This is a genomic window from Pseudomonas sp. AL 58, from assembly GCF_036348395.1.
In the GTDB taxonomy this organism is placed as follows: domain Bacteria; phylum Pseudomonadota; class Gammaproteobacteria; order Pseudomonadales; family Pseudomonadaceae; genus Aquipseudomonas; species Aquipseudomonas defluvii.
The window spans coordinates 147,908-171,742 of record NZ_JAZBQR010000002.1; the positions used below are offsets into that span (position 1 = coordinate 147,908).

The 23,835-nt window shown below is 59.6% G+C and carries 22 protein-coding genes, 1 tRNA gene and 1 pseudogene; 13 read left to right on the plus strand and 11 right to left on the minus strand.

Annotated features, from left to right (window positions below; translation table 11 throughout):
• Positions 1-14 precede the first annotated feature (14 nt).
• On the minus strand, positions 15-1,205 hold the full coding sequence (locus UIA24_RS01080; protein ID WP_319527374.1) for a tetratricopeptide repeat protein: 1,191 nt from the start codon (positions 1,203-1,205) through the stop codon (positions 15-17).
• 122 nt (positions 1,206-1,327) lie between these two features.
• Here UIA24_RS01080 and UIA24_RS01085 point away from each other — a divergent pair, with 122 nt between their 5' ends.
• Positions 1,328-2,209, plus strand: coding sequence for a LysR family transcriptional regulator (locus tag UIA24_RS01085; protein WP_330521995.1), 882 nt, complete (start codon positions 1,328-1,330; stop codon positions 2,207-2,209).
• Between the two features lie 247 nt (positions 2,210-2,456).
• Here UIA24_RS01085 and UIA24_RS01090 read toward each other — a convergent pair whose 3' ends face one another.
• The 7 genes and pseudogenes from UIA24_RS01090 to UIA24_RS01120 form a co-directional block, all read right to left on the minus strand.
• Positions 2,457-3,818 (minus strand): purine-cytosine permease family protein, encoded by a 1,362-nt coding sequence (locus UIA24_RS01090; protein ID WP_330521996.1) that lies wholly within the window; start codon positions 3,816-3,818, stop codon positions 2,457-2,459.
• Between the two features lie 14 nt (positions 3,819-3,832).
• Positions 3,833-4,507 (minus strand): cysteine hydrolase family protein, encoded by a 675-nt coding sequence (locus UIA24_RS01095; protein ID WP_330521997.1) that lies wholly within the window; start codon positions 4,505-4,507, stop codon positions 3,833-3,835.
• A 595-nt stretch (positions 4,508-5,102) separates the two neighbouring features.
• Positions 5,103-5,324: a formate dehydrogenase subunit delta gene (locus UIA24_RS01100; protein WP_330521998.1), complete on the minus strand. Its 222-nt coding sequence runs from the start codon at positions 5,322-5,324 to the stop codon at positions 5,103-5,105.
• The gene (gene fdhF, locus UIA24_RS01105; protein ID WP_330521999.1) at positions 5,321-8,209 is read right to left on the minus strand and encodes a formate dehydrogenase subunit alpha; all 2,889 of its coding nucleotides are present in this window, start codon (positions 8,207-8,209) and stop codon (positions 5,321-5,323) included. The genes UIA24_RS01100 and fdhF overlap by 4 nt, the downstream gene beginning before the upstream one ends.
• Entirely contained in the window at positions 8,206-9,768 is a 1,563-nt protein-coding gene (locus UIA24_RS01110; RefSeq protein ID WP_330522000.1) for a formate dehydrogenase beta subunit, read from the minus strand. Before UIA24_RS01110 ends, fdhF begins: the two co-directional genes overlap by 4 nt.
• Positions 9,765-10,241, minus strand: a complete 477-nt coding sequence (locus UIA24_RS01115) for a formate dehydrogenase subunit gamma (RefSeq protein WP_330522001.1) — start codon at positions 10,239-10,241, stop codon at positions 9,765-9,767. Before UIA24_RS01115 ends, UIA24_RS01110 begins: the two co-directional genes overlap by 4 nt.
• A 551-nt stretch (positions 10,242-10,792) precedes the next feature.
• Positions 10,793-11,185, minus strand: a pseudogene (locus UIA24_RS01120) (IS5 family transposase); the annotation flags it as partial.
• Positions 11,186-11,380: 195 nt separating this feature from the next.
• Here UIA24_RS01120 and UIA24_RS01125 point away from each other — a divergent pair.
• A complete protein-coding gene (locus UIA24_RS01125; RefSeq protein ID WP_330522002.1) occupies positions 11,381-11,920 on the plus strand; it encodes a hypothetical protein in 540 nt (179 codons plus the stop codon).
• 61 nt (positions 11,921-11,981) lie between these two features.
• Here UIA24_RS01125 and UIA24_RS01130 read toward each other — a convergent pair whose 3' ends face one another.
• Entirely contained in the window at positions 11,982-12,479 is a 498-nt protein-coding gene (locus tag UIA24_RS01130) for a GrpB family protein (protein WP_099773604.1), read from the minus strand.
• A gap of 119 nt (positions 12,480-12,598) precedes the next feature.
• Positions 12,599-12,683 (minus strand) — tRNA-Leu (locus UIA24_RS01135).
• 108 nt (positions 12,684-12,791) lie between these two features.
• On the opposite strand from UIA24_RS01135, the gene queA reads away from it, so the two are divergent.
• From queA to UIA24_RS01165, 6 genes are all read left to right on the plus strand, one after another.
• Positions 12,792-13,841 (plus strand): tRNA preQ1(34) S-adenosylmethionine ribosyltransferase-isomerase QueA, encoded by a 1,050-nt coding sequence (gene queA, locus UIA24_RS01140; RefSeq protein ID WP_065758841.1) that lies wholly within the window; start codon positions 12,792-12,794, stop codon positions 13,839-13,841.
• Positions 13,842-13,855: 14 nt separating this feature from the next.
• Entirely contained in the window at positions 13,856-14,971 is a 1,116-nt protein-coding gene (gene tgt / locus UIA24_RS01145) for a tRNA guanosine(34) transglycosylase Tgt (protein ID WP_176717408.1), read from the plus strand.
• A gap of 46 nt (positions 14,972-15,017) precedes the next feature.
• Positions 15,018-15,356, plus strand: coding sequence for a preprotein translocase subunit YajC (yajC, locus tag UIA24_RS01150; RefSeq protein ID WP_065758839.1), 339 nt, complete (start codon positions 15,018-15,020; stop codon positions 15,354-15,356).
• A 63-nt stretch (positions 15,357-15,419) separates the two neighbouring features.
• Entirely contained in the window at positions 15,420-17,288 is a 1,869-nt protein-coding gene (gene secD, locus UIA24_RS01155) for a protein translocase subunit SecD (RefSeq protein WP_065758838.1), read from the plus strand.
• Positions 17,289-17,297: 9 nt separating this feature from the next.
• Positions 17,298-18,209, plus strand: coding sequence for a protein translocase subunit SecF (gene secF, locus UIA24_RS01160; RefSeq protein WP_330522003.1), 912 nt, complete (start codon positions 17,298-17,300; stop codon positions 18,207-18,209).
• A 123-nt stretch (positions 18,210-18,332) separates the two neighbouring features.
• A complete protein-coding gene (locus UIA24_RS01165) occupies positions 18,333-18,881 on the plus strand; it encodes a glycine zipper 2TM domain-containing protein (protein ID WP_330522004.1) in 549 nt (182 codons plus the stop codon).
• A gap of 103 nt (positions 18,882-18,984) precedes the next feature.
• Here the strand turns inward: UIA24_RS01165 and suhB are convergent, their stop codons facing one another.
• A complete protein-coding gene (gene suhB, locus UIA24_RS01170; RefSeq protein WP_065761348.1) occupies positions 18,985-19,800 on the minus strand; it encodes a type III secretion system regulator SuhB in 816 nt (271 codons plus the stop codon).
• A 145-nt stretch (positions 19,801-19,945) separates the two neighbouring features.
• On the opposite strand from suhB, the gene trmJ reads away from it, so the two are divergent.
• The 5 genes from trmJ to iscU all read left to right on the plus strand — a co-directional run bounded on the left by trmJ (position 19,946) and on the right by iscU (position 23,821).
• Complete coding sequence (trmJ, locus tag UIA24_RS01175) at positions 19,946-20,719, plus strand: tRNA (cytosine(32)/uridine(32)-2'-O)-methyltransferase TrmJ (RefSeq protein WP_330522005.1); 774 nt, start codon at positions 19,946-19,948, stop codon at positions 20,717-20,719.
• Positions 20,720-21,487: a serine O-acetyltransferase gene (gene cysE, locus UIA24_RS01180; protein WP_065761350.1), complete on the plus strand. Its 768-nt coding sequence runs from the start codon at positions 20,720-20,722 to the stop codon at positions 21,485-21,487.
• A gap of 152 nt (positions 21,488-21,639) precedes the next feature.
• Complete coding sequence (iscR, locus tag UIA24_RS01185) at positions 21,640-22,131, plus strand: Fe-S cluster assembly transcriptional regulator IscR (RefSeq protein WP_065761351.1); 492 nt, start codon at positions 21,640-21,642, stop codon at positions 22,129-22,131.
• 42 nt (positions 22,132-22,173) lie between these two features.
• A complete protein-coding gene (locus UIA24_RS01190; RefSeq protein WP_065761352.1) occupies positions 22,174-23,388 on the plus strand; it encodes an IscS subfamily cysteine desulfurase in 1,215 nt (404 codons plus the stop codon).
• Between the two features lie 46 nt (positions 23,389-23,434).
• On the plus strand, positions 23,435-23,821 hold the full coding sequence (iscU, locus tag UIA24_RS01195) for a Fe-S cluster assembly scaffold IscU (protein WP_002552476.1): 387 nt from the start codon (positions 23,435-23,437) through the stop codon (positions 23,819-23,821).
• Positions 23,822-23,835 lie beyond the last annotated feature (14 nt).

The following is a 23,835-nucleotide window of genomic DNA, read 5'->3' on the forward strand; positions in this document are numbered from 1 at the left end:
ATGTAAGCCTGACGTCAGAGTATGGAGGTGGACTTGCGTGCTGCATATTCCAGCGTGAGTTCTAGAATCTCTCGCTGGGCACGGCTTCCTCCTAGTAGGGGCCACTGATTTCGGCTGTTATACAGCAGTTCAAAACTTTCATTGTAGCGTTCAAGGGTGAACAGCAGGATGCCTTTCAGGACATTGACTCCTGTGCGATGAGTTTCCGGTTCAATCCCAAACCCATCGCTTTCTGCAATCTGCTTTTCAATGAATAGGGGTTGGTTCGTTGCCGAGAATGCAAGCGCGGCGTGAATCTTGTGAAAATAAGAGGTGGAAGCGCAGATACTTCCGGTCCAAAGCAAGGCAAGGCGCTCCCATACTGCATTGAATCCACTATCTGTAGATTTGAGTCGTAGCCGCCAAAGGAAACCTACGGCATCAAGATCCTGTTTTGCGAAGGGGCTGTCCTTGAGAGCGTATAGTTCTTCAAATGCCTGAAATGCTAGGGTAATCTCGTTGCATCGTTCGTAGGCAATTGCGAGGTGCCAATATACGTGCATCCGCATGCCGGAGTTTTCTATCCAGTGAACCTTACAACTTGTCAGAAAAGACGACAATTCTTTCCAACGTCCCATTTCATGCAAGGCATGGGCAACGGCATGTATTCCATAGATATTGTCTGGTAACAGTTTTATAGATTCAAATCCCACCTCAAGTGCGTCGTCGAAGCACTGATTTTCACATAGGACAAAGGATTTCATGGAGAGGTAGTAGGAGTAGAGATAGTGTGTTTTTGATATGTGGTTGTCGCAGAAGGCAAGAACTGAATTTAGGTTGGTAGTCTTGCCTGTGCAGAAATCAAGCATGTGCAGGAAAAAGAGGGCGATGATATCGGAAGGGTACGCTCTGATATGTTGTGTAAATAGCATTCTGGCCAGATCGTATTCGAAGTTCACCCACGCAGTAAATGCCTTATGGATGAGAAATATCTCAGGGATTGATGTCGTTTGCTCGCTCATCTGATCCAAAGCAATTCTGAATCGATAGAGCTCCTTCATCTCGCAACCCGTAATTGCATCAAACCCAGCTAGAAGTTGCTTGTACGTCTTTTGGATTTCGTCTTCGGGGTGGTATGCGTCAGCCATTCCTCGCAGAGATAGAAACGGTCCATTGATCTCTGGCCATAGCGCCGATACGCCTTCAGTTTTCCATTGAGCGCCCATAAAAATCTCCTTGATTACTGCGATGTCAAAAGGCGCCTAGGCCTATCTCGTTATGCTTCAGTGTTCTATCCTTATGCTGAATTGGGCTCATATGGAAATGAGTGATTACTCATGGTTGTGCGATGACGCTGACTCAGCTCGAAATTTTTATCGTCGTCGCCGGGCGACGTGGGTTCACGCTGGCGGCTGCCCAACTGGGGATCTCCCAGTCAGCGGTGTCTCATGCCATCAGGGCGCTTGAGCAGGAGCTGGGCGTTGAGTTGCTTTTTCGGCACCAGGGCCAGGTCGAATTGACGGACATTGGGGCAAGGTTGCTCCAGCGCGCTCAATCGATGCTCGGGCTGGCTGATGCAATTCGACAAGAAGCCTCTGATGCGCGGAGCATGAAGCTGGGCACCCTGCGCATCGGTTCATTTGGCCCCACGTCATCACAACGATTGCTGCCGCGAATCCTTGCCGACTACCGCAGGATCTATCCTGGTATCGAGGTACATGTGGACGAGGGGCCCGACCGCCAGGTCGTTCAGTGGCTATTGGATAGGCGAGTGGACGTTGGGTTCGTTGCCCTGCCGGAGGCCCAGTTCGATACCTACCCGTTGATCGAGGACCAAATGGTTGCCTTGCTACCTTGTGGGCACCGTTTGGCGGCCAAGGAGGCGGTGACGTTGAATGACTTGTGTTCAGATCCGTTCGTACTGACAGAAGCCGGTTCGTCTGAGTTGGTTTCGCGACTCTTTGTGGCCGCGAGATTGAACCCCAGAATCCGCTATAGAACCTCTCAGCTAATGAGCACCTTGGCTGCAGTGGCGCGGGGCGATGCTGTGACGGTAGTAGCCGAATCCGCCTTGCCTGAGCGTGATGCCTCTCAGTACCTCACGAAAGTGCTCGACCCGGCAGTCAGGCGACATGTTGGGATTGCCGTGTTGGACAAGAGCCAATCGTCGCCGGCAGCCCGGGCTTTCATTGCCTTGTCTGTGAAGATCTTTCGCAATCAAGTGGTTTGACCTCATGGGCACGCAAGAACCATGGAATCTCCCACAGAACATGCAGTGTTTTGCATGGATCCCTGTGGGAGTTGGCTTGCCAACGATGCTGGCGCCGCAGACTGGTTGACCCCCCGCTGACGCTATCGCAGGCAAGCCTGCTCCCACAGGGAAAACTCACATACTCTGTGTGGCCCCCTCTGGTTGGCTTGCCCACGATGCGGGCGCGTTGACACCCGCAGGCCAGCTTGCATCCCACGCGTTGCGCTTACACCTTCGCGGTCACGCTTTGCAGGGCCGTACGCTTGTTCATCAGCCAGTAGTAACTGAGTGCCGGGAACACCAGGCCGACGGCCCATGCCAGGTCAACGCCCTGCAACGCGGTGGCAATCGGCCCGGCGTAAAGCGAGGTGTTCATGAACGGTACTTCAAGCAGGATGGTGCTCAGAAACACGCCGATGGCGATCCAGTTCACCCGGCCATAGATACCCTTTGGCTCGAAGATGTCGGCAATCTGGTAAACGCCTTTGCGCAGCGCGTAGTAGTCCACCAGGTTGATGGCCGTCCAGGGGATGAGGAAGTAGCTCATGAAGAAGATGAAGTTCAGGAAGAACTGGATGAAGTCATCTTGAGCCAGGGTGCATAAGCCGGTGGCGGCGGCGCAGATGATGAACATGAACCCGGCCCGTGCGCGGGGCGTGACTTTCAGCGGTGCGAACGGTTCGATCACCGTGACGGTCGACATGAACGCGCCGTAAAGGTTGAACACGTTGATGGCGACCTGGCCGTACAGAATGAACGCGAACATCAGCAGCGTTCCACCGCCGAGCAGCCCCACCAGGTTCAAGCCCACATTGTCTGCAAAGCCGGTCATGGCTTTGGCCAGTACGGCACCGAGCAGCATCATCCAGCTGCCGCCGATGACAGTGCCCAGGTAGCTGTACCAGAACACGTGCCGGGTCGGGGTGCTGGTGGGCAAGTAGCGGGAGTAGTCCGCCACATACGGCGCATAGGACAACTGCCAGGTAACCGCAATGCTGACCGAGGCCAGGAAGCTCGCCAGGTGGGAGCCCTGTGGTGACCATTGCTCAGGCGCCACCGGAAGCGCAAGCGCCAGCAGTGTAGCCGTACCAAACACGCCGATGGAGATAAACGAGAGGGCTTTCTGCAGGCGATGGATCAGTTGGTAGCCGAACAGGGCGACCAAAAAGCACAGTACGCCGAGCAGGACGATGTTGCCCTCGTTGCTGAGCGGGCTCGTGGTAGCGACGGCCTGGGCGGCGAGCAAGGTGTTGCTGACGAAGAACCCCAGGTAGATGAGCATGACGAACAGCAACGGCACTATTGCGCCGAATACGCCGAACTGGGCTCGGCTTTGGATCATCTGTGGAATGCCCAGCCTCGGCCCCTGGGCGGAATGCGAGGCCATGAAGATCGCGCCGATCATGGAGCCCAGGAGGATAGACAGTGCGCTCCAGAACAGGTTGAGCCCCAGGCTGATCGGCAGCACACCCGCAGCGACGGTGGTGATGTTGGCGTTGGCGCCGAACCAGACAAAGAACAGCGAACGGGGCTGGCCGTAGCGCTCATGTTCTGGAATGAAATCAATGCTTCTGTTTTCTATTTTCATGGCAATCTCCGCGTTCAGCAGTCACGGGCAAGGCGGTTTTCGAAGCTGTGGATCGCTTCGACGAACGCTTCGGGTTGGAAGGCGAGGTGATCAGGTTCCAGTGTTCGCACCGAAGACGCCGGTTGGTTTTGCCAATGGCGAAGGAGATGCGCGGTGGAATAGATTTCCAGCCCGTAAATCCAGTTGGAGAGGATCAGCAGCGATGAGTAATGCGCTGCCAGCGTCGTTGCCGTGCAGGCATCTGAAACGAGGCTGAGTTGGAAGTCATGTTGATAGGCATCGAACAGGCTGGTCATCACGCACACATCGGTCAGCACGCCAAACACCACCAGGTGGCGGATCCCCCTGCTGTGTAACATCTGGGCCAGCCGGGTGCCATGAAAGGCGCTGTAGCGGTGCTTGTCGATCACCACATCGCCGGCCTGTGGGGCCAACGCATCGATGATCTCAATAGCAGGCGTACCTGCCAGGTAACTGGTCGGCTTGCCGTGTTCGTCCACGGGTTCGCCGGGGGCCAGGTCCCGGCCTTGCGCATCGTTGACGTGGCGGGTGTAGAACAGTGGGATACCCAAGCCCCGGGCGGCGTCGATCAGCGAGGCCGCGTTGGCGACTACGTGGTCAAATCGTTCTAGTGCAAAGCCATCTTCTTTCTGCAAGTCGATAACGAGCACTGCGGTTGTGTTGGTCATCAAGGTCTTCCGGGTGCAGGTCTCCAGGAACGGGCGATTGAAGCCGTTTCCAGGGAACCATCGGATAAAGGGCCGCAGCACACCGGCAGGGCGGGCGCTACGGTAATGATCGAGAAGAGCTCTCGTCGGGAAGACCGATCAGACTATCTGCCAGAAACCATTCTGTTTGGCCGCAACGCAGGCCGGTAGGCGTTTGAGCATGACCTGCAGTGGCGCTGCTGCGCGCCGTAGGAAACCTCTCATGGCACCGGTTGGCAACGCACGCTCACGCCCACAGGCTTTTGGCCAGTGACAGGCATGGGTGTTGCCAGTGGGTAATGAGTGATTGGCCATTTGAGGTGCGTCTCGGATGGATTGCCAGAAGGTTCAGCAATATCCGGGCCAGGGATAATGCAGCTCTGTAAGGCGCGTTCTTGAGCGGTTGCGTTTTCAGGTGTTACGTTTGGTATTTGGAATACCATAATACTGTGCTACCAGGCGTAGCATCAGAACGGTATCCCGCTTCTTTCTGACGCAGCTGCTTCACCCTCTTTAAATGCCCCACAGGTGCCTCGCGCGGCCTGATAGCCGCGCGAGGCCAAGGCCCTGTGTGAACCTAAGCCTCCCAGCCCGAGCCACTGAGCGCCGCCTGCACCAAGGGGTGCAAGTCCGCGCCTTTGTGCGCCGTCTGCCAGGCCAGCAATTCCTTGCGCATGCCGGGCGTCCAGAACATCTGCAGGTGATTACGCACGCCGAGCACGGCCTGTTGTGGGTCGGGTTCGCTGGCGAAGTACTGCGCGATCTGGTTGGCCATCTTGATCAGGTTGGCAGTGCTCATCGGCGTCCCTCGGTGTGTGTGCCGGCGGCGCGAGCCTGGCGGCGTTCGTCGAGCAAGCGCTGTTGTTCGTCACTGAATTCCTGATAACGCTTCTGCCACTCGGAAGGGTGGTAGACGCGGCTGACTTCCACGGCGGTGACCTTGTACTCCGGGCAGTTGGTGGCCCAGTCGGAGTTGTCGGTGGTGATGACGTTGGCCCCCGACTCAGGGAAGTGGAAGGTGGTGTACACCACGCCTGGGGCTACCCGTTCAGTCACCCGTGCGCGCAGTACGGTCTGGCCGGCGCGGCTGCCGATGCCGACCCAGTCACCTTCGTTGATGCCACGGCTTTCGGCATCGGTCGGGTGGATTTCCAGGCGGTCTTCTTCGTGCCAGGCGACGTTGTCGGTACGCCGGGTTTGGGCGCCGACGTTGTATTGGCTGAGGATGCGCCCGGTGGTCAGCAGCAGCGGGTAGCGGTTGTTGACCTTTTCCTCGGTGGGCACGTAACCGGTGAGCATGAAGCGCCCCTTGCCGCGCACGAATTCCGTGATGTGCATGGTGGGCGTGCCGTCCGGTGCCTCGGCGTTGCACGGCCATTGCAGGCTGCCGTGGCGGTCCAGGGCGGCGTAGCTGACGTTGCTGAAGGTCGGCGTCAGGCTGGCGATTTCGTCCATGATTTCTGACGGGTGCTGGTAGTGCATCGGGTAGCCCAGGGCGTTGGCCAGGGCCATTGTGCCTTCCCAGTCAGCCTTGCCACCCAAAGGTTCCATGACCTTGCGCACCCGGGAGATGCGCCGCTCGGCGTTGGTGAAGGTGCCGTCCTTTTCCAGGAACGAGCTGCCCGGCAGGAACACGTGGGCGAACTTGGCGGTTTCGTTGAGGAAAATGTCCTGCACCACCACGCACTCCATGGCCGACAGCGCTGCGGTAACGTGCTGGGTATTGGGGTCGCTTTGGGCGATGTCTTCGCCTTGGCAGTACAGGCCTTTGAAACTGCCACCCAAGGCGGCCTCGAACATGTTGGGGATGCGCAGGCCGGGGTCCGGTTGCAGGGTGACGTTCCAGGCCTGTTCGAACTGCGCCCGTATCACCTCGTTGGAGATGTGTCGGTAGCCGGGCAACTCATGGGGGAAGGAGCCCATGTCGCAGGAGCCCTGAACGTTGTTCTGCCCGCGCAGCGGGTTCACGCCCACGCCTTCGCGGCCGATGTTGCCGGTGGCCATGGCCAGGTTGGCGATGCCCATGACCGCCGTGCTGCCCTGGCTATGTTCTGTGACGCCCAGGCCATAGTAGATCGCCGCATTGCCGCCCGTGGCGTACACGCGGGCAGCCGCACGAATGTCGGCAGCCGCTACGCCGCAGACGGGGCCAAGGGCTTCCGGCGAGTGTTCGGGGCGGCTGACAAACTCGCGCCAGCGGGCGAAATCGCTGCCCTCGCAACGGGCGTCGATAAAGGCCTGGTTGAGCAGCCCCTCGGTGACGATGACATGGGCCAGGGCGTTGAGCATGGCCACGTTGGTGCCCGGGCGCAGGGCCAGGTGCAGTTCGGCGCGGGCATGCACCGAGTCCACCAGGTCAATGCGTCGTGGGTCGATGACGATCAGCCGTGCGCCTTCACGCAGGCGGCGTTTGAGCTGGGAGGCGAACACCGGGTGTGCGTCGCTGGGGTTGGCGCCGATCACCAGGATTACGTCGGCCTGCATCACCGAGTCGAAACTCTGGGTGCCGGCGGATTCGCCAAGGGTTTGTTTCAGGCCATAGCCGGTCGGCGAGTGGCAGACCCGCGCACAGGTGTCGACGTTGTTGTTGCCGAAGGCGGCGCGCACCAGTTTCTGCACCAGGTAGGTTTCTTCATTGGTGCAGCGGCTGGAGGTAATGCCACCAATGGCGTCGCGGCCGTATGTTTGCTGCAACCGGCGGAACTCGCTGGCGGCGTAGGTCACCGCTTCATCCCAGCTGACTTCCTGCCAGGGGTCGTTGATGTGCTTGCGGATCATCGGCGTGGTGATGCGATCCGGGTGGGTGGCGTAGCCCCAGGCAAAGCGCCCTTTGACGCAGGAGTGGCCGTGGTTGGCCTGGCCGTTCTTGTCTGGAACCATGCGCACCAGTTGGTCGCCCTTCATCTCGGCGCGGAACGAGCAGCCCACGCCGCAATAGGCGCAGGTGGTGATCACACTGTGTTCGGGTTGACCCTGTTCGATCACGCTTTTTTCCATCAGGGTCGCGGTGGGGCAGGCTTGCACACAGGCGCCGCAGGACACGCATTCCGAGTCGAGGAAGTTCTCGCCACCGGCAGCCGCGACCCGCGACTCGAAGCCGCGCCCGGTAATGGTCAGGGCAAAGGTGCCCTGGGTTTCTTCGCAGGCGCGCACGCAGCGGTTGCAGACGATGCACTTGCTCGGGTCGTAGTCGAAGTAGGGGTTGGAGGTGTCTTTCTGGTCGGCCAGATGGTTGGCGCCTTCATAGCCGTAACGCACCTCGCGCAGGCCGACCTGGCCGGCCACGGTTTGCAGCTCGCAGTTGCCGTTGGCCGAGCAGGTCAGGCAGTCCAGCGGGTGATCGGAGATGTACAGCTCCATGACGTTGCGGCGCAGGGTCGCGAGCTTCGGCGTCTGGGTGTGCACGCTCATGCCTTCACTGACCGGCGTGGTGCAGGACGCCGGGTAGCCGCGCATGCCGTCGATTTCCACCAGGCACATGCGGCAGGAGCCGAAGGCTTCCAGGCTGTCGGTGGCACACAGTTTGGGAATGGTGGTGCCCATCAGCGCAGCGGCGCGCATCACCGAGGTGCCTTCGGGCACGCTGATGCTGCGGCCGTCGATCTTCAGGGTGACCTGCACCTGGCTGTCGCGGGCCGGGGTGCCGAGGTCGATATCGGTGTTCGGGTCGAAGAGCGTGATCATTGGTCGGCCTCCGAGGGCTGCAGACCGAAGTCGGCGGGGAAGTGCTTGAGGGCGCTGGCCACGGGGTAGGAGGTCATGCCGCCTAGCGCGCACAGGGAACCGTACTGCAGGGTGTCGCACAGGTCCTTGAGGATGATCACCTGCTCGTCGCGACCGCGCTGGTCGGGTGCGGCCAGCAGGCGGTCGATCACCTCCACGCCCCGGGTCGAGCCGATGCGGCAGGGGGTGCATTTGCCACAGGATTCCTCGGCGCAGAACTGCAGGGCGAAGCGCGCCATGTGGGCCATGTCCAGGCTGTCGTCAGCCACCACCACCCCCCCATGGCCGAGCATGGCGCCAATGGCGGCGAAGGCTTCGTAATCCAGCGGCGTGTCGAACTGCCCGGGCGGCACCCAGGCGCCGAGCGGGCCGCCGACCTGGGCGGCCTTTAGTGGTCGGCCACTGGCGGTACCTCCACCGTAGTCTTCCACCAGCTCCCTGAGGGTCAGGCCAAAGGCCCGTTCCACCAGGCCGCCGTGACGAACATTGCCCGCCAGTTGGAAGGGCATGGTGCCCAGGGAGCGGCCCATGCCGTAATCGCGATAGAACTGCGCACCCTTGGCCAGAATCAGCGGCACCGAGGCCAGGGTCAGCACGTTGTGCACCAGGGTCGGCAGGCCGAACAGGCCCTGCAAGGCGGGAATGGGGGGCTTGGCACGGACGATGCCGCGCTTGCCTTCGAGGGAGTCCAGCAGCGCGGTTTCTTCACCGCAAATGTAGGCGCCGGCACCGACGCGCACCTCCAGATCGAAGGCCTGGCCGCTGCCGCCGACATTGGCGCCTAGGTAACCGGCAGCCCGGGCGATATCCAGTGCCTCGCGCAGTGTGGCCACGGCCTGTGGATACTCCGAGCGCACATAGATGTAGCCGTAGCTGGCCCCGACGGTGAGGCCGGCAATGGCCATGCCTTCGATCAGCAGGAAGGGGTCGCCTTCCATCAGCATGCGATCAGCGAAGGTGCCGGAGTCGCCTTCGTCGGCGTTGCACACCACGTACTTCTGCGCCGCCTGAGTGCCGCGCACTGTGCGCCACTTGATGCCGGCCGGGAAGGCTGCGCCGCCACGGCCGCGCAGCCCCGAATCGAACACCACGGTCGCGGTCTGCTCGCCACCCAGGGCAATGGCCTGTGTCAGGCCCTCGAAGCCACCATGAGCCCGGTAATCGTCCAGGGACAGCGGCCGGGTAATACCGGCGCGGGCGAACAGCAGGCGCTGTTGGCTTTTCAGATAGGGCAACTGCTCCACCGGGCCCAAGGCCAGCGGGTGGGCGGACGGATCGCCGTGCAGCGCATCGAGCACGGAGGGCACATCGGCAGCGGTCAGCGGGCCGAAGCCTATTCGGCCTTGCGGGGTGTCCATCTCCAGCAGCGGTTCCAGCCAGTACAGGCCACGAGCGCTGGTGCGTTGCAAGTCCAGCGGCAGGTTGCGCTCCCGGGCCTGCGTGGCAAGGGCGGTGGCTACCTCATCGGCACCCACGGCACGGGCAAGCGAATCACAGGGCAGGTAGAGGCGCGGCATCATGCGTCCTCCTTACAAGCATCGAGCAGGGCATCCAGGCGCTCGGCACTGAGCCGCGCATGCACCTGGCCATCCAGCTCCAGGGCTGGCGAGCAGGCACAGGCACCAAGGCAATACACCGGGCGCAGGCTGATGTTGCCGTCGGCGCTGCTGCCGTGGTCGTCCAGTTGCAGGCGTTCGCGCAACTGCGCGGCGAGCTGCTCGGCGCCGCGACTCTGGCAGGACTCGGCCCGGCACAGGCGCAGGATATGCCGGGCCGGCGGCGCGGTGCGAAAGTCATGGTAGAAGCTGATGACCCCACGAACCTCGGCCTGGCTCTGGTTGAGGGCATGGGCAATCTCGGGGATGGCGGCATCGGGGATGTAACCGATGCTTTCCTGAATCTCATGAAGAATCGGTAACAGTGCACCGGGGACGCCTTTGTGGCGCTCCAGCAGACGGGTGACCAAAGGCAGGTGCAACATCTCATCAGGCATACAACATTCCTCACGGTCACGAGCAAACCAGACGGTTGTCGATTGTCCGAGAGTGTCGGCTGCGGCACTCACACCACGTCACGGTAGCGTGGCATGTTCAGGCCGTTGGCCAGGCACCCTGAGCGGGCATCTTGTTGGGCCCCGTGCGGTCTTTGCCGCACCTCTTCAGGGCATAACAGGCAGCTTGCCACGCCTCTGTTGATTCATCTGCACCAAAGCGACGTGCTCTGTTCTTTCTGCGACTACCTATTGAGTCTAGAAGAGCACGGCCCGGTGTGTCGTTGCTGGAGGGCGGTGGGTGGAAGGTGGGCCAGCGGCCATCTCACGGTCTTTCTGAAGCATTACGGGTATGACAGGTTAGATTCGATAGCGATAGCGCGGCAGGATCTGGCTTCGATAAAGAGCTCTGTAACCAGTTTTCAGGCTGTGTCAGGGCGATTTTTTCACCTTGCCATCGGGCGCTCTCGTCTTTGATGCCCACAGACTCTGCTGGATTGAGGTATTCATTCGGCTTGAATGAGTTTCTAAGGATTTCGTACAGAGTTTGGTTCTCCGCAGTTGCGGTCGAGCGCTCGATCTTGAGGCTCTTCAGGCCAGTTTTTTTCTGCGCTTGATGAAGTTCTTCTTCCACGTACTGTTATGGAGTCGATTACCCAAGTGTTCAGGTCAATCAGGCCATGTTCGTTGAGTCTAATGTGAAGGCGTTTGAGGAACTGGTCAAAGATGCCTCGTTTTCGCCAGTCACGAAAGCGTTGATAGATAGTTGACCAAGGCCCGAAGCGTTTCGGCATGTCACGCCAGGCTGCACCTGAGCAAAGCACCCAGAGCACGCCGTTCAGCATCAGGCGATCATCCGCCCTAGGGCGGCCACCGCGTCGTGCTTCGATAAAGAGGTCTGCAACCAGTTCCCAGGCTGCATCGGGTAGTTCATATCGTTTTGCCATCTTTGGCTCCTGCCTTTGATGGCGGCAGACTTTACTAGAATGGGGCTCTTGTTCGGATTGAATAAGTTTCGAGGGATTTCGTACAGAACTTGGCAGTATCACTCTGTTTTTCGACGTTATTACACGGGATTTGTCGTCTACGAATCTGAAGTCACTGGTCTTTGTTCTTGTTGTTTTATGTGGTTTTGAGTAAGTATGGGTTATTTATTCAAAGGAGAAGGGCAGGTGTCTAAGCTGTGTATCTATATCCCGTTCCTGCGTATTCCGAGCAGTGTTGGAGATTTGCGCAGAAATGCAGTCGAACTTGTTGAAGGTATTCGTGTTCCTTGTGTGGTTGATGGGGTTGTTATTACAGAAGTAGTTGCCATATATCTTAATGAAGAGGCGGCTAATGCAATAGCGGGCGGGGATATATTGATTGTGCATGCACATGGGGCGGCTTGTGATGGGGTGCTCGCAGATAATTTAGGGAGAAGTATCACGATACCTAAGTTGTTGGTTCGGCTGAAGGCATTGAAGGCCGACAGGGCCTCGCTCGTTTGCTTTGCCGTGTGTTTTTCTGCGCTAGCGGGTTGTATCGGTCCGGCTTTCGTCGCTGCCAATCCTGGTCCACGGCCATCTGTTAAGGCTGCCATGGGAATGATTGAAGGATCAATTGCCTCCATTACCCGACAGGGCACAATCCGAAATGGCATGTTCTTCGCTCACGATCCCCGGATGGTCGTTCTGCGATGATTGGGGCTCCTTGTTGTCGGCTGACTGTTTGGTACTTCTGAGATGTATTGCGCAATCTAACCTAGGCCGCCCCCATTACTCCGTCGATAAAAGGCGCCTTCTTTGCCAGGTATTCACCGATGCCGCCGGTGTTGCTGGCTTCCAGCTCAAGTTTCAAGTCTTGATACTGCTGGCGAAGAACGGGGTCGCGCCTGAGGCGATCCCGGAAGCGAAGCATGCGTTCTATTTGGCGATGGCCTGTGAGGCAAACGTGGGCCTTATGGGTTCGTATGCCATCAACATCGCGGCGATAAAAATGGTGGCCTGCGGACAGATCACTCCCCCGGGCGTAGCCGAGCTCACGCATGACGGTGTCTCGACGGGCTTCGTTCAGGTGCGCCGAAACTTCAATGAGAAGGTCAATCTCAGGCTTGGCTGCAAGCCCTGGAACAGCGGTGCTTCCGACATGGTGAATGGCAACAAGCTCTGCGCCGAACGCCGCCTTGATCTGCTCTTTGGCAGTGAGAAAGAGGGCAGGCCATCGGCTGTCATAGAGGGATATCGTGCTGGTCAGCCCCATGGTGGTTCTTCCTTGAATCCGCAGGCAGGCATCGGCGTAGCGCAGGCACAAAAAAACCGGCTCAATTGGCCGGTTTTTCTGGATCTGAAGGTTGGTAGAACCGTTCAGTTACTGCTGTTTGGTGCCCCGAGGGAGACTCGAACTCCCACTCCTTTCGAAAACGGATTTTGAATCCGCCGCGTCTACCAATTCCGCCATCAGGGCTTGTGGACGCGGAGTATAAAGAGGTGCCTACCGTTGGTCAATCAGCTTTCATGGTGAATTTTTGTCGATTCCGCTAAACTTTCCGGCCCTGTCAAACCGAACACCATCATGCGCGTCGCCGATTTTTCTTTTGAGCTCCCAGATTCCCTGATCGCCCGCCATCCTTTGGCCGAGCGCCGCAGTAGCCGGCTGTTGACCCTCGACGGGCCAACAGGGGCATTGGCGCACCGGCAATTCACCGATTTGCTCGAGCACCTGCGCCCGGGCGATCTGATGGTGTTCAACAATACCCGGGTGATCCCGGCGCGGCTGTTTGGCCAGAAGGCCTCCGGCGGCAAGCTGGAGATTCTGGTCGAGCGTGTGCTGGACAGCCACCGCGTGCTGGCCCATGTGCGCTCCAGCAAGTCGCCCAAGCCTGGTTCGCAGATTGTGATCGACGGCGGCGGTGAGGCCGAGATGGTCGCGCGCCACGATACGTTGTTCGAGCTGCGTTTCGCCGAAGAGGTGTTGCCGCTGCTCGACCGCGTCGGGCATATGCCGCTGCCGCCGTATATCGACCGCCCGGATGAAGGTGCCGACCGCGAGCGTTATCAAACCGTGTACGCCGAGCGTGCCGGTGCGGTGGCCGCGCCAACCGCTGGCCTGCATTTCGATGAAGACCTGCTGGCGAAGATCGCCGCCAAGGGCGTCGACACGGCATTCGTTACCTTGCACGTAGGGGCGGGCACCTTCCAGCCGGTGCGGGTAGAGCGCATCGAAGACCACCATATGCATAAAGAGTGGCTGGAGGTCAGCCAGGACGTGGTCGACGCCGTTGCCGCCTGCCGTGCGCGTGGCGGTCGGGTGGTGGCGGTGGGCACCACCAGTGTGCGTTCGCTGGAAAGCGCCGCGCGCGATGGCGTGCTCAAGCCGTTCAGCGGCGACACCGACATCTTTATCTTCCCGGGCCGGCCGTTTCATGTGGTCGATGCCCTGGTCACCAACTTCCATCTGCCCGAGTCCACGCTGCTGATGCTGGTTTCGGCCTTCGCCGGTTACCCGGAAACCATGGCTGCCTACAAGGCCGCGGTGGAAAACGGGTACCGCTTCTTCAGTTACGGTGATGCCATGTTCATCACCCGCAATCCGGCGCCACGTGGGCCCGAGGATCAAGCATGAGTCGCACCTGTCGTATGTCCTTTGAGTTGCTGGCCACCGACGGCAAGGCCCGTCGGGGTCGGTTGACCTTCCCCCGTGGCGTGGTGGATACCCCGGCGTTCATGCCGGTGGGCACCTATGGCACGGTCAAGGGCATGCTGCCGCGGGATATCGAGGCGATTGGTGCGCAGATCATCCTCGGCAACACCTTCCACCTGTGGCTGCGCCCGGGTACCGAGGTCATCAAGGCCCATGGCGACCTGCACGACTTCATGCAGTGGAAAGGCCCGATCCTCACCGACTCCGGTGGTTTCCAGGTGTTCAGCCTGGGCGCCATGCGCAAGATCAAGGAAGAGGGCGTGACTTTCGCCTCGCCGGTAGACGGCTCCAAGGTGTTCATGGGCCCGGAAGAGTCGATGCAGGTTCAGCGCGACCTGGGCTCGGACATCGTGATGATCTTCGACGAGTGCACCCCGTACCCGGCCGATGAAGACGTGGCGCGGGTATCGATGGAGCTGTCGCTGCGTTGGGCGCAGCGCTCGAAGAACGCCCATGGCGACAGCACTGCGGCGTTGTTCGGTATCGTTCAGGGCGGCATGCACCAGGACCTGCGTATGCGGTCGCTGGAAGGCCTGGACAAGATCGGCTTCGACGGCCTGGCCATCGGTGGCCTGTCGGTGGGCGAGCCGAAGCATGAAATGATCAAGGTGCTGGATTACCTGCCAGGGCAGATGCCTGCTGACAAACCTCGTTACCTTATGGGGGTAGGCAAGCCGGAAGATCTCGTTGAGGGTGTGCGCCGCGGCGTCGACATGTTCGATTGCGTGATGCCTACGCGCAACGCGCGCAACGGTCATCTATTTGTCGATACAGGCGTGCTTAAAATCCGCAATGCGTTCCATCGTCATGATGATTCGCCGCTGGACCCAACCTGTGATTGCTACACCTGCCAGAACTTCTCCCGCGCTTATTTGCATCATCTGGATAAATGCGGCGAAATGCTGGGTAGCATGTTGAATACCATCCATAACTTGCGACATTACCAGCGCTTGATGGCTGGTTTGCGCGAGGCTATTCAACAAGGTACATTGGCCGCTTTCGTTGATGCCTTCTACGCCAAGCGCGGGCTTCCTGTGCCGCCTTTGGATTGATGTTTTGCCGACCCTTACAAGTACTATTTCGCAACTGGAGTGCTAAATGAGCTTTCTGATTCCTGCCGCATACGCGGACGCCGCTGCCCCTGCCGCTGCTGGCCCTGCCGGTACCGGTTTTGAGTGGATTTTCCTGGTAGGTTTCCTGGTCATCTTCTACCTGATGATCTGGCGCCCACAGGCCAAGCGTGCCAAAGAGCAGAAGAACCTGCTGAGCAATCTGCAGAAGGGTGACGAAGTTGTTACCAACGGCGGTATCGCCGGCAAGATCGTCAAAGTTGCCGATGACTTCGTAGTGCTCGAAGTGTCCGACTCGGTTGAGCTGAAGTTCCAGAAGGGCGCCGTTGCTGCGACCCTGCCAAAAGGCACGCTCAAGGCGATCTAAGTTTAAGTCTTTTACCAATCGACGGGGCGCGCAAGGCGCCCCGTCTCTTGAACGGGCGGCGTGATGCTGAACAAATACCCTTTATGGAAATACGCGCTGATCGTGCTGGTGCTGGCGGTCGGTTTCATTTATTCCGCTCCCAACCTCTACCCTGACGATCCGGCTGTTCAAATCAGCGGTGCAAGTACTGCGCTGCAGGTTGGCCAGGCCGATCTGGATCGTGCCAGCAAAGCGTTGAGCGATGCCGGTATTCAGGTCAAGGGCGCGAGCCTGGGTGAGAAGGGCAAGGGTGGCCTGCTGCGTTTGACCAAGCAGGAAGACCAGTTGCCTGCCAAGGACGTGGTGCGCAAGGCGTTGGGTGACGATTACGTCGTGGCGCTGAACCTGGCTCAAACCACTCCGCAATGGTTGCGCAAGTTGGGTGCAAGCCCAATGAAGCTGGGCCTGGACTTGTCCGGTGGTGTGCACTTCCTGCTGGAAGTGGACATGGACAAAGCCATTACCGCACGCCTGAAAGTGTATGAAGGTGAAGTCAAAACCCTGCTGCGTAAAGAGCGTGTGCGCTACCGCAGCCTGCCGCAACAAGACGGCAGCATTCAGTTGGGCTTCGCTGACGATGCAACCCGCGAGCAGGCACGTGCCCTGATCCGCAAGAATTTCAACGATTTCGAGCTTACGCCAAGCGAGCGTAACGACATGGCCGTATTGGGCCTGTCGATTTCGCCGGCCAAGCTGATCGAGATTCGTGAGTACTCCATCAAGCAGAACTTGACCACGGTACGTAACCGCGTCAACGAGCTGGGTGTTGCCGAGCCACTGGTTCAGCGCCAGGGTGCCAACCGCATCGTGGTGGAGCTGCCGGGCGTGCAGGACACCGCTGAAGCCAAGCGTATTCTCGGCAAAACCGCCAACCTCGAGTTCCGCCTGGGTGCAGAGCCGGGTGCCTCGAAAGCCACCACCGAATCCTTCGAGTTCCGTGAAGGCGGTCGTCCGCCAGCTGCGGTTGAGCGTGGCCTGATCATCACCGGTGACCAGGTAACCGACGCCCAGGCAAGCTTCGACGAGCATGGCCGCCCGCAGGTGAACATCCGTCTGGATGGCCACGGTGGCGAGCTGATGAGCCGCGCGACCCGTAGCAACGTCGGTCGCAGCATGGCGGTGATCTTCATCGAGCAGAAGCCGACCACTCGCTACGAGAAGCAGGTCGTCAATGGTGTCGAGAAAGACGTTGCCATCCAGACCTTCAAGGAAGAGAAGCGCATCATCAGCCTGGCGACCATTCAGTCGCCGCTGGGTAGCCAATTCCGCATTACCGGCCTGAACGGCCAGGGCGAATCGTCGGAACTGGCCCTGCTGCTGCGTGCCGGTGGCCTGGCTGCGCCGATGTACTTTGCTGAGGAACGTACCATTGGCCCAAGCCTGGGTGCTGACAACATCACCAAGGGTATCGATGCGTCGCTGTGGGGCATGCTGTTCGTCTCGCTGTTCATCATCGCCATTTACCGCTTCTTCGGTGTGATCGCTACCGTGGCACTGGCAGGCAACATGGTGCTGCTGTTGGCCCTGATGTCGGTGCTGGGTGCTACCCTGACCCTGCCGGGTATCGCTGGTATCGTACTGACCATGGGTATGGCGGTTGACGCCAACGTGCTGATCTTCTCGCGGATTCGCGAAGAGCTGGCTAACGGCATGTCGGTTCAGCGTGCGATCCATGAAGGTTTCGACCGTGCCTACACCGCGATTCTCGACGCCAACCTGACCACCCTGTTGGTCGGCGGCATCCTGTTCGCCATGGGTACCGGGCCGGTCAAAGGCTTTGCGGTGACCATGTCCCTCGGGATTTTTACCTCGATGTTCACAGCCATCATGGTGACCCGCGCAATGGTCAACCTGATCTTTGGTGGGCGTGACTTCAAGAAGTTGTGGGTTTAAGGGGCTGCCATGTTACGTACCATTAACTTCATGGGCGTGCGCAACGTTGCGTTCGCCGTCACCATGCTCCTTACCGTACTGGCCTTGTTCAGCTGGTTCCACAAGGGCTTGAACTTTGGTTTGGATTTCACCGGCGGTACGCTCATCGAGCTGACCTACGAAAAGCCGGCTGATCTGGGCAAGGTGCGCGAGGAGCTGGTCAAGGCTGGCTTCGGCGATGCCGTGGTGCAGAGCTTTGGCGCTACCACCGATTTGCTGGTGCGTATGCCGGGCGATGACCCGCAACTGGGCAACCGCGTTGCCGAGGCGCTGCGCAAGGTCAGTGGCGACAACCCGGCCGTGGTCAAGCGTGTCGAGTTCGTCGGCCCGCAGGTAGGTGAAGAGCTGCGTGATCAGGGCGGCCTCGGCATGCTGCTGGCACTGGGCGGCATCATGATCTACCTGGCCTTCCGTTTTCAGTGGAAGTTCGCGGTCGGTGCAATTGTGTCGCTGATCCACGACGTGGTTGTGACCCTGGGTATCCTGTCGTTCTTCCAGATCACCTTCGACCTGACGGTGCTGGCGGCAGTTCTGGCGATCATTGGTTACTCGCTCAACGACACCATCGTGGTCTTTGACCGGGTACGTGAGAACTTCCGCGTACTGCGCAAGGCTTCGCTGATCGAGAACATCAACATCTCCACCACCCAGACCCTGCTGCGTACCGTGGCCACCTCGGTTTCGACCTTGCTGGCGATTGCGGCGCTGCTGTTCTTCGGTGGTGACAACCTGTTCGGCTTCTCCATTGCACTGTTCATCGGTGTTCTGGCGGGTACTTACTCCTCGATTTACATCGCCAACGTGGTGTTGATCTGGTTGAACCTGAGCAGCGAAGACCTGATTCCACCGGTGAAAGCCGAGGAAGTGGACGAGCGTCCGTAAATACGCCGTTTACCCGGTCAGTGGTCCCCAATAGGCGCGAGTGTTGAACTCGCGCCTTTTTTTATGCTCCAAGGCTAGGAGAAGCACGGGCGATAACCCGTCTGTACGGTCTGGAGGTTTCACGTGAACAAGTCGATGCTGGTGGGTGCGGTACTGGGTGCTGTCGGTGTGACTGCCGGGGGTGCCGTAGCAACCTACAAATTGGTGAACCATGGGCCTGAGTATGCTCAGGTGCTTGGGGTTCAGCCGGTCAAGCAAACCATCAAGACGCCACGGGAAGTCTGTAAGGATGTCGCGGTAACCCGCCAGGCGCCGGTCAAGGACCAGCATCAGATTGCGGGTACCGTGATCGGTGCCGTGGCTGGCGGCCTGCTGGGCAACCAGATCGGTGGTGGTACCGGCAAGAAGATTGCAACCGTGGCCGGTGCGGTGGGTGGCGGTTATGCCGGTAACAAGGTGCAGGAGAACATGCAGAACAAAGACACCTACACCACTACCGAGACGCGCTGTAATACGGTCAATGACCTGAGTGAGAAGGTCGTGGGCTATGACGTGAAGTATTCGATTGGTGACAAGGTCGGCAAGGTGCGCATGGATCGTGACCCGGGCTCACAGATCCCGCTGGACAAGAATGGCCAGCTGATTCTGGGGCAGGCCCCGGCGGGGCAGTGAGTGGGTGATGTGACACTGGCTTGCCAGTGATCAGCGCTCAAATAAAAAGCCCCTGGCCTTTCGGTCAGGGGCTTTGTCATTAGCCTTGTTGCTTGGCTGGAACTCAGCGTTTCAGCGAAGCCGGCAGGTGCGGCTGGATGGCCGTCAGTACTGCCTTGAAGCACTTGATGTTGCCGGCAACGATGTGGCCTTTTTCCAGGAAATCGTGACCGCCGGTGAAGTCGCTCACCAGGCCGCCCGCTTCTTGAATCAGCAGGGTGCCTGCAGCCATGTCCCATTCAGACAGGCCCGACTCCCAGAACGCATCGAAACGACCGGCGGCCACATAGGCCAGGTCGAGGCTGGCGGCGCCAGCGCGGCGGATGCCTGCGGTCTGGCCAACCAGGGAGCGGAACATGCCCAGGTAGTTGTCCAGGTTGTCCATCTGGTTGTCACGGAACGGGAAGCCGGTGCCCAGCAGTGCGCCTTCCAGGCTGGTGCGGGAGCTGACGCGCAGGCGGCGACCGTTCAGTTGGGCGCCACGGCCACGGCTGGCGGTGAATTCTTCCTGGCGGACAGGGTCCAGAACTACGGCGTGTTCCAGGCGGCCGCGGTACTTGCAGGCGATGCTGACAGCGAAGTGCGGTACGCCACGCAGGAAGTTGGTGGTGCCGTCCAGTGGGTCAATGATCCACAGGTAGTCTTCACCTTCGCCGCTGCCGGCGTGCAGGCCGGTTTCTTCGCCGTAGATGGCGTGGGTAGGGTAAGCCTTGCGCAGGGCCGCGATGATGGTTTGCTCGGCGGCGCGGTCGACCTCGGACACGTAGTCCTTGGCGTCCTTCTCATCAACCTTGATGGTATCCAGGCGCTCGATGGAGCGGAAAATCAGTTCACTGGCGCTGCGGGCGGCGCGCAGCGCGATATTCAGCATGGGCTGCATGGACGTTTCACCTGGGTCGTTAAAGAAAGCCGAACATTCTATCAGAAAACTTTCTATGAAGAAGGGTGACATTTGCTTTCGTAGCGTAACGTCGGTCGGTTCTGTAAGATTTGCTCCCCCTTTACCGTGTCTGTGAGCCCTTGCCGTGCTGCAAAATATTCGTGTTGTCCTGGTCAATACCAGCCACCCCGGCAATATCGGTGGGGCTGCGCGTGCCATGAAGAACATGGGCTTGTCGCGTCTGGTACTGGTCGATCCGCTCCATTTCCCCTCCCACGAAGCCAGTGCCCGTGCATCGGGTGCCGATGACGTGCTGGCGGGTGCCCAGGTGGTGGCCACGCTTGAAGAGGCGCTGGTCGGTTGTACGTTGGTGATCGGTACCAGTGCCCGTGATCGGCGCATCCCCTGGCCGATGCTCGACCCGCGTGAGTGTGGCGCGAAGGTAGTCGAGGATGCCGGGCAGGGTGCTGAAGTCGCCCTGGTGTTCGGGCGTGAGCACTCCGGCCTGACCAACGACGAGCTGCAGCGATGTCATTATCACGTGCATATCCCGTCCAACCCCGACTTCAGTTCGCTGAACCTTGGGGCCGCCGTGCAGGTGCTCGCCTATGAGGTGCGCATGGCATGGCTGGCCGTCGAGGGGCGGCCCTCGAAAGTCGAGAAAGTCGAAGTGGCGTCGGTGCGCAGTGGCGAGCTGGCGACCATGGATGAGATGGAGCTGTTCTACGAGCATTTGGAAAAGACCCTGGTCGAGATCGGTTTTCTCGACCCGGAGAAGCCCAAGCACCTGATGTCGCGCTTGCGCCGACTGTATGGGCGTAGTTCGGTGAATCGTTCGGAAATGAGTATTTTGCGCGGCATCCTCACGGAAACCCAGAAAATGGCCCGTGGCGAGCCGCATAAGCGGAAGGATCAATAGATGTTCGAGCGTCTGCGTGAAGATATCCAGAGCGTTTTCCACCGTGATCCGGCGGCGCGCAATGCCTTTGAGGTGCTGACCTGCTACCCGGGTATGCACGCAATCTGGCTGCACCGTGCAGCGCATGCCCTGTGGGTGCGGGAGTGGAAGTGGCTGGCGCGGTTGGTGTCGAACTTCGGTCGCTGGCTGACTGGCATCGAAATTCACCCGGGGGCCAAGGTGGGGCGGCGTTTCTTCATCGATCACGGTATGGGTATCGTGATTGGCGAGACGGCCGAGATCGGCAACGATGTCACCCTGTACCAGGGCGTGACGCTTGGCGGTACCAGCTGGAACAAGGGTAAGCGCCACCCCACGCTGGAAGATGGTGTGGTCGTGGGTGCTGGTGCCAAGGTGCTCGGCCCGTTCACGGTCGGTGCCGGGGCCAAGATCGGCTCCAACGCCGTGGTGACCAAGGCCGTGCCGGCCGGTGCCACGGCGGTAGGTATTCCGGGGCGCATCATCGTCAAGACCGATGCCGAGCAGGAAGCCAAGCGCAAGGCCATGTTTGATGCCTACGGCGTCAGCGAAGACATGCCAGACCCGGTCGCGCGCGCCATTGGTCAGTTGCTTGATCACCTGCATGCGGTGGATGGGCGCCTGGAGGACATGTGCGGTGCCTTGAAAAACCTGGGCAGTGACTACTGTGCCAAGGAGCTGCCTGCCTTGCGCGACGAGGACTTTGCCGAGGTCAAGGCCGAGCCGCGTAGCGACGCCGCGACGCATTGACAGAAGGGGCGTGTGCTCACGCCCCGACTTTGCTATTATTCCGCCGCCGTTCAGGCTCAATCCCGACTAAAGCACTAGGTCTTATAGTTGACTTAAATGCTCGGGAATAGCATACTCGCTCACATCCCGTAACTCCGTGGTACCTACTAGCCATGCGACTGACTACAAAAGGCCGATACGCCGTGACCGCCATGCTTGACCTGGCATTGCACGCGCAGCATGGGCCGGTGTCCCTGGCCGACATTTCCGAGCGCCAAGGCATTTCCCTCTCTTATCTGGAGCAGCTGTTTGCCAAGCTGCGTCGTAGCAGTCTGGTTTCCAGTGTGCGCGGTCCGGGCGGTGGCTATCAGCTGTCGCGAGACATGGGAAGCATTCAAGTCGCGCAAGTTATCGATGCGGTCAATGAATCGGTCGATGCTACGCGCTGCCAGGGCCTGGGTGATTGCCACGCCGGCGATACCTGCCTGACTCACCACCTGTGGTGCGATCTCAGCCAGCAGATTCACGAATTCCTCAGCGGTATCAGCCTGGCTGACCTTGTCACTCGCAGTGACGTGCAAGAGGTCGCCCAGCGTCAGGACTTGCGTCGAATCGCAGGCCGGGCACCGCAGCTGGACAAGATTGAGACGTCCGCCGTCGAATGACCGTTTCGACGCGCGACGCGACCGCCTGATAGGAGATATTCAATGAAGTTGCCGATCTACCTCGATTACTCCGCGACCACGCCGGTCGACCCACGCGTCGCGCAGAAAATGAGCGAGTGCCTGCTGGTCGACGGAAACTTCGGTAACCCGGCCTCGCGCTCCCATGTTTTTGGCTGGAAAGCCGAAGAGTCGGTCGAAAATGCTCGTCGCCAGGTTGCTGACCTGGTCAATGCCGATCCGCGGGAAATTGTCTGGACCAGCGGTGCCACCGAGTCCGACAACCTGGCAATCAAGGGTGTCGCGCACTTCTATTCGACCAAGGGCAAGCACCTCATCACCTCCAAGATCGAGCACAAGGCGGTCCTGGACACCATGCGCCAACTGGAGCGTGAAGGTTTTGAAGTCACCTACATCGAGCCCGGTGAAGACGGCCTGATTACCCCGGCCATGGTTGAAGCGGCACTGCGTGACGACACCATCCTGGTTTCGGTCATGCACGTGAACAACGAAATCGGCACCATCAACGACATCGCCGCCATCGGTGAGCTGACCCGCTCCCGTGGCGTGCTGTTCCATGTCGACGCGGCCCAGTCCACTGGCAAGGTCGAAATCGACCTGCAGAAGCTGAAGGTCGACCTGATGTCCTTCTCGGCCCACAAGACCTACGGCCCTAAAGGTATCGGCGCGCTGTACGTCAGCCGCAAGCCTCGCGTACGCCTGGAAGCCACCATGCACGGTGGCGGTCACGAGCGTGGCATGCGTTCCGGCACCCTGGCCACCCACCAGATCGTCGGCATGGGTGAAGCCTTTGCCATCGCCAAGCAGGAAATGGCCAGCGAAAACCAGCGTATCAAGGCCCTGAGCGAGCGCTTCTTCAAGCAGGTCGAAGGCCTGGAAGAGCTGTACGTCAACGGCAGCATGACCGCCCGCGTACCGCACAACCTGAACCTGAGCTTCAACTACGTCGAAGGCGAGTCGCTGATCATGGCGCTCAAGGACCTGGCCGTTTCGTCCGGTTCGGCCTGCACCTCGGCCTCGCTGGAGCCGTCCTACGTGCTGCGCGCCCTGGGCCGCAACGACGAGCTGGCACACAGTTCTATCCGTTTCACCTTCGGTCGCTTCAGCACTGAAGAAGAAATCGACTACGCCGCGCAGAAAGTGTGCGAGGCAGTTACCAAGCTGCGCGAATTGTCGCCGCTGTGGGACATGTACAAAGACGGCGTCGACATCTCCAAGATCGAGTGGGCTGCGCACTAAGTAGTCGCCAGCAAGAGCGGCTCTCTGATGAGGAAGGAATTGCACCATGGCATACAGTGAAAAGGTCATCGACCATTACGAAAACCCGCGTAACGTCGGCAAGATGAATGCCGAGGACCCGGATGTCGGTACCGGCATGGTTGGCGCACCTGCGTGCGGCGACGTCATGCGCCTGCAGATCAAGGTCAACGAGCAGGGTGTTATCGAAGACGCCAAGTTCAAGACCTATGGCTGCGGTTCGGCTATCGCTTCCAGCTCCCTGGCCACTGAGTGGATGAAGGGCAAGACGCTGGACGAGGCTGAAACCATCAAGAACACTCAGCTGGCTGAAGAACTGGCGCTGCCGCCGGTTAAAATCCACTGCTCGGTACTCGCCGAAGACGCCATCAAGGCGGCCGTTCGTGATTACAAGCAGAAGAAAGGCTTGCTCTAAGTCGCTTGTTGCAG

What these genes read in the sequence shown, in the direction of transcription:
- UIA24_RS01130 (WP_099773604.1), bottom strand. Translation starts at nt 12,479, where the DNA reads ATGGGGCTGACCAGCACGATATCCCTCTATGACAGCCGATGGCCTGCC.
- UIA24_RS01080 (WP_319527374.1), bottom strand. Translation starts at nt 1,205, where the DNA reads ATGGGCGCTCAATGGAAAACTGAAGGCGTATCGGCGCTATGGCCAGAG.
- UIA24_RS01125 (WP_330522002.1), top strand. Translation starts at nt 11,381, where the DNA reads ATGGGTTATTTATTCAAAGGAGAAGGGCAGGTGTCTAAGCTGTGTATC.
- secF (WP_330522003.1), top strand. Translation starts at nt 17,298, where the DNA reads ATGTTACGTACCATTAACTTCATGGGCGTGCGCAACGTTGCGTTCGCC.
- UIA24_RS01095 (WP_330521997.1), bottom strand. Translation starts at nt 4,507, where the DNA reads ATGACCAACACAACCGCAGTGCTCGTTATCGACTTGCAGAAAGAAGAT.
- UIA24_RS01085 (WP_330521995.1), top strand. Translation starts at nt 1,328, where the DNA reads ATGACGCTGACTCAGCTCGAAATTTTTATCGTCGTCGCCGGGCGACGT.
- yajC (WP_065758839.1), top strand. Translation starts at nt 15,018, where the DNA reads ATGAGCTTTCTGATTCCTGCCGCATACGCGGACGCCGCTGCCCCTGCC.
- UIA24_RS01110 (WP_330522000.1), bottom strand. Translation starts at nt 9,768, where the DNA reads ATGATGCCGCGCCTCTACCTGCCCTGTGATTCGCTTGCCCGTGCCGTG.
- tgt (WP_176717408.1), top strand. Translation starts at nt 13,856, where the DNA reads ATGTCCTTTGAGTTGCTGGCCACCGACGGCAAGGCCCGTCGGGGTCGG.
- UIA24_RS01090 (WP_330521996.1), bottom strand. Translation starts at nt 3,818, where the DNA reads ATGAAAATAGAAAACAGAAGCATTGATTTCATTCCAGAACATGAGCGC.
- suhB (WP_065761348.1), bottom strand. Translation starts at nt 19,800, where the DNA reads ATGCAGCCCATGCTGAATATCGCGCTGCGCGCCGCCCGCAGCGCCAGT.
- UIA24_RS01115 (WP_330522001.1), bottom strand. Translation starts at nt 10,241, where the DNA reads ATGCCTGATGAGATGTTGCACCTGCCTTTGGTCACCCGTCTGCTGGAG.
- iscR (WP_065761351.1), top strand. Translation starts at nt 21,640, where the DNA reads ATGCGACTGACTACAAAAGGCCGATACGCCGTGACCGCCATGCTTGAC.
- cysE (WP_065761350.1), top strand. Translation starts at nt 20,720, where the DNA reads ATGTTCGAGCGTCTGCGTGAAGATATCCAGAGCGTTTTCCACCGTGAT.
- iscU (WP_002552476.1), top strand. Translation starts at nt 23,435, where the DNA reads ATGGCATACAGTGAAAAGGTCATCGACCATTACGAAAACCCGCGTAAC.
- fdhF (WP_330521999.1), bottom strand. Translation starts at nt 8,209, where the DNA reads ATGATCACGCTCTTCGACCCGAACACCGATATCGACCTCGGCACCCCG.
- UIA24_RS01190 (WP_065761352.1), top strand. Translation starts at nt 22,174, where the DNA reads ATGAAGTTGCCGATCTACCTCGATTACTCCGCGACCACGCCGGTCGAC.
- queA (WP_065758841.1), top strand. Translation starts at nt 12,792, where the DNA reads ATGCGCGTCGCCGATTTTTCTTTTGAGCTCCCAGATTCCCTGATCGCC.
- secD (WP_065758838.1), top strand. Translation starts at nt 15,420, where the DNA reads ATGCTGAACAAATACCCTTTATGGAAATACGCGCTGATCGTGCTGGTG.
- UIA24_RS01100 (WP_330521998.1), bottom strand. Translation starts at nt 5,324, where the DNA reads ATGAGCACTGCCAACCTGATCAAGATGGCCAACCAGATCGCGCAGTAC.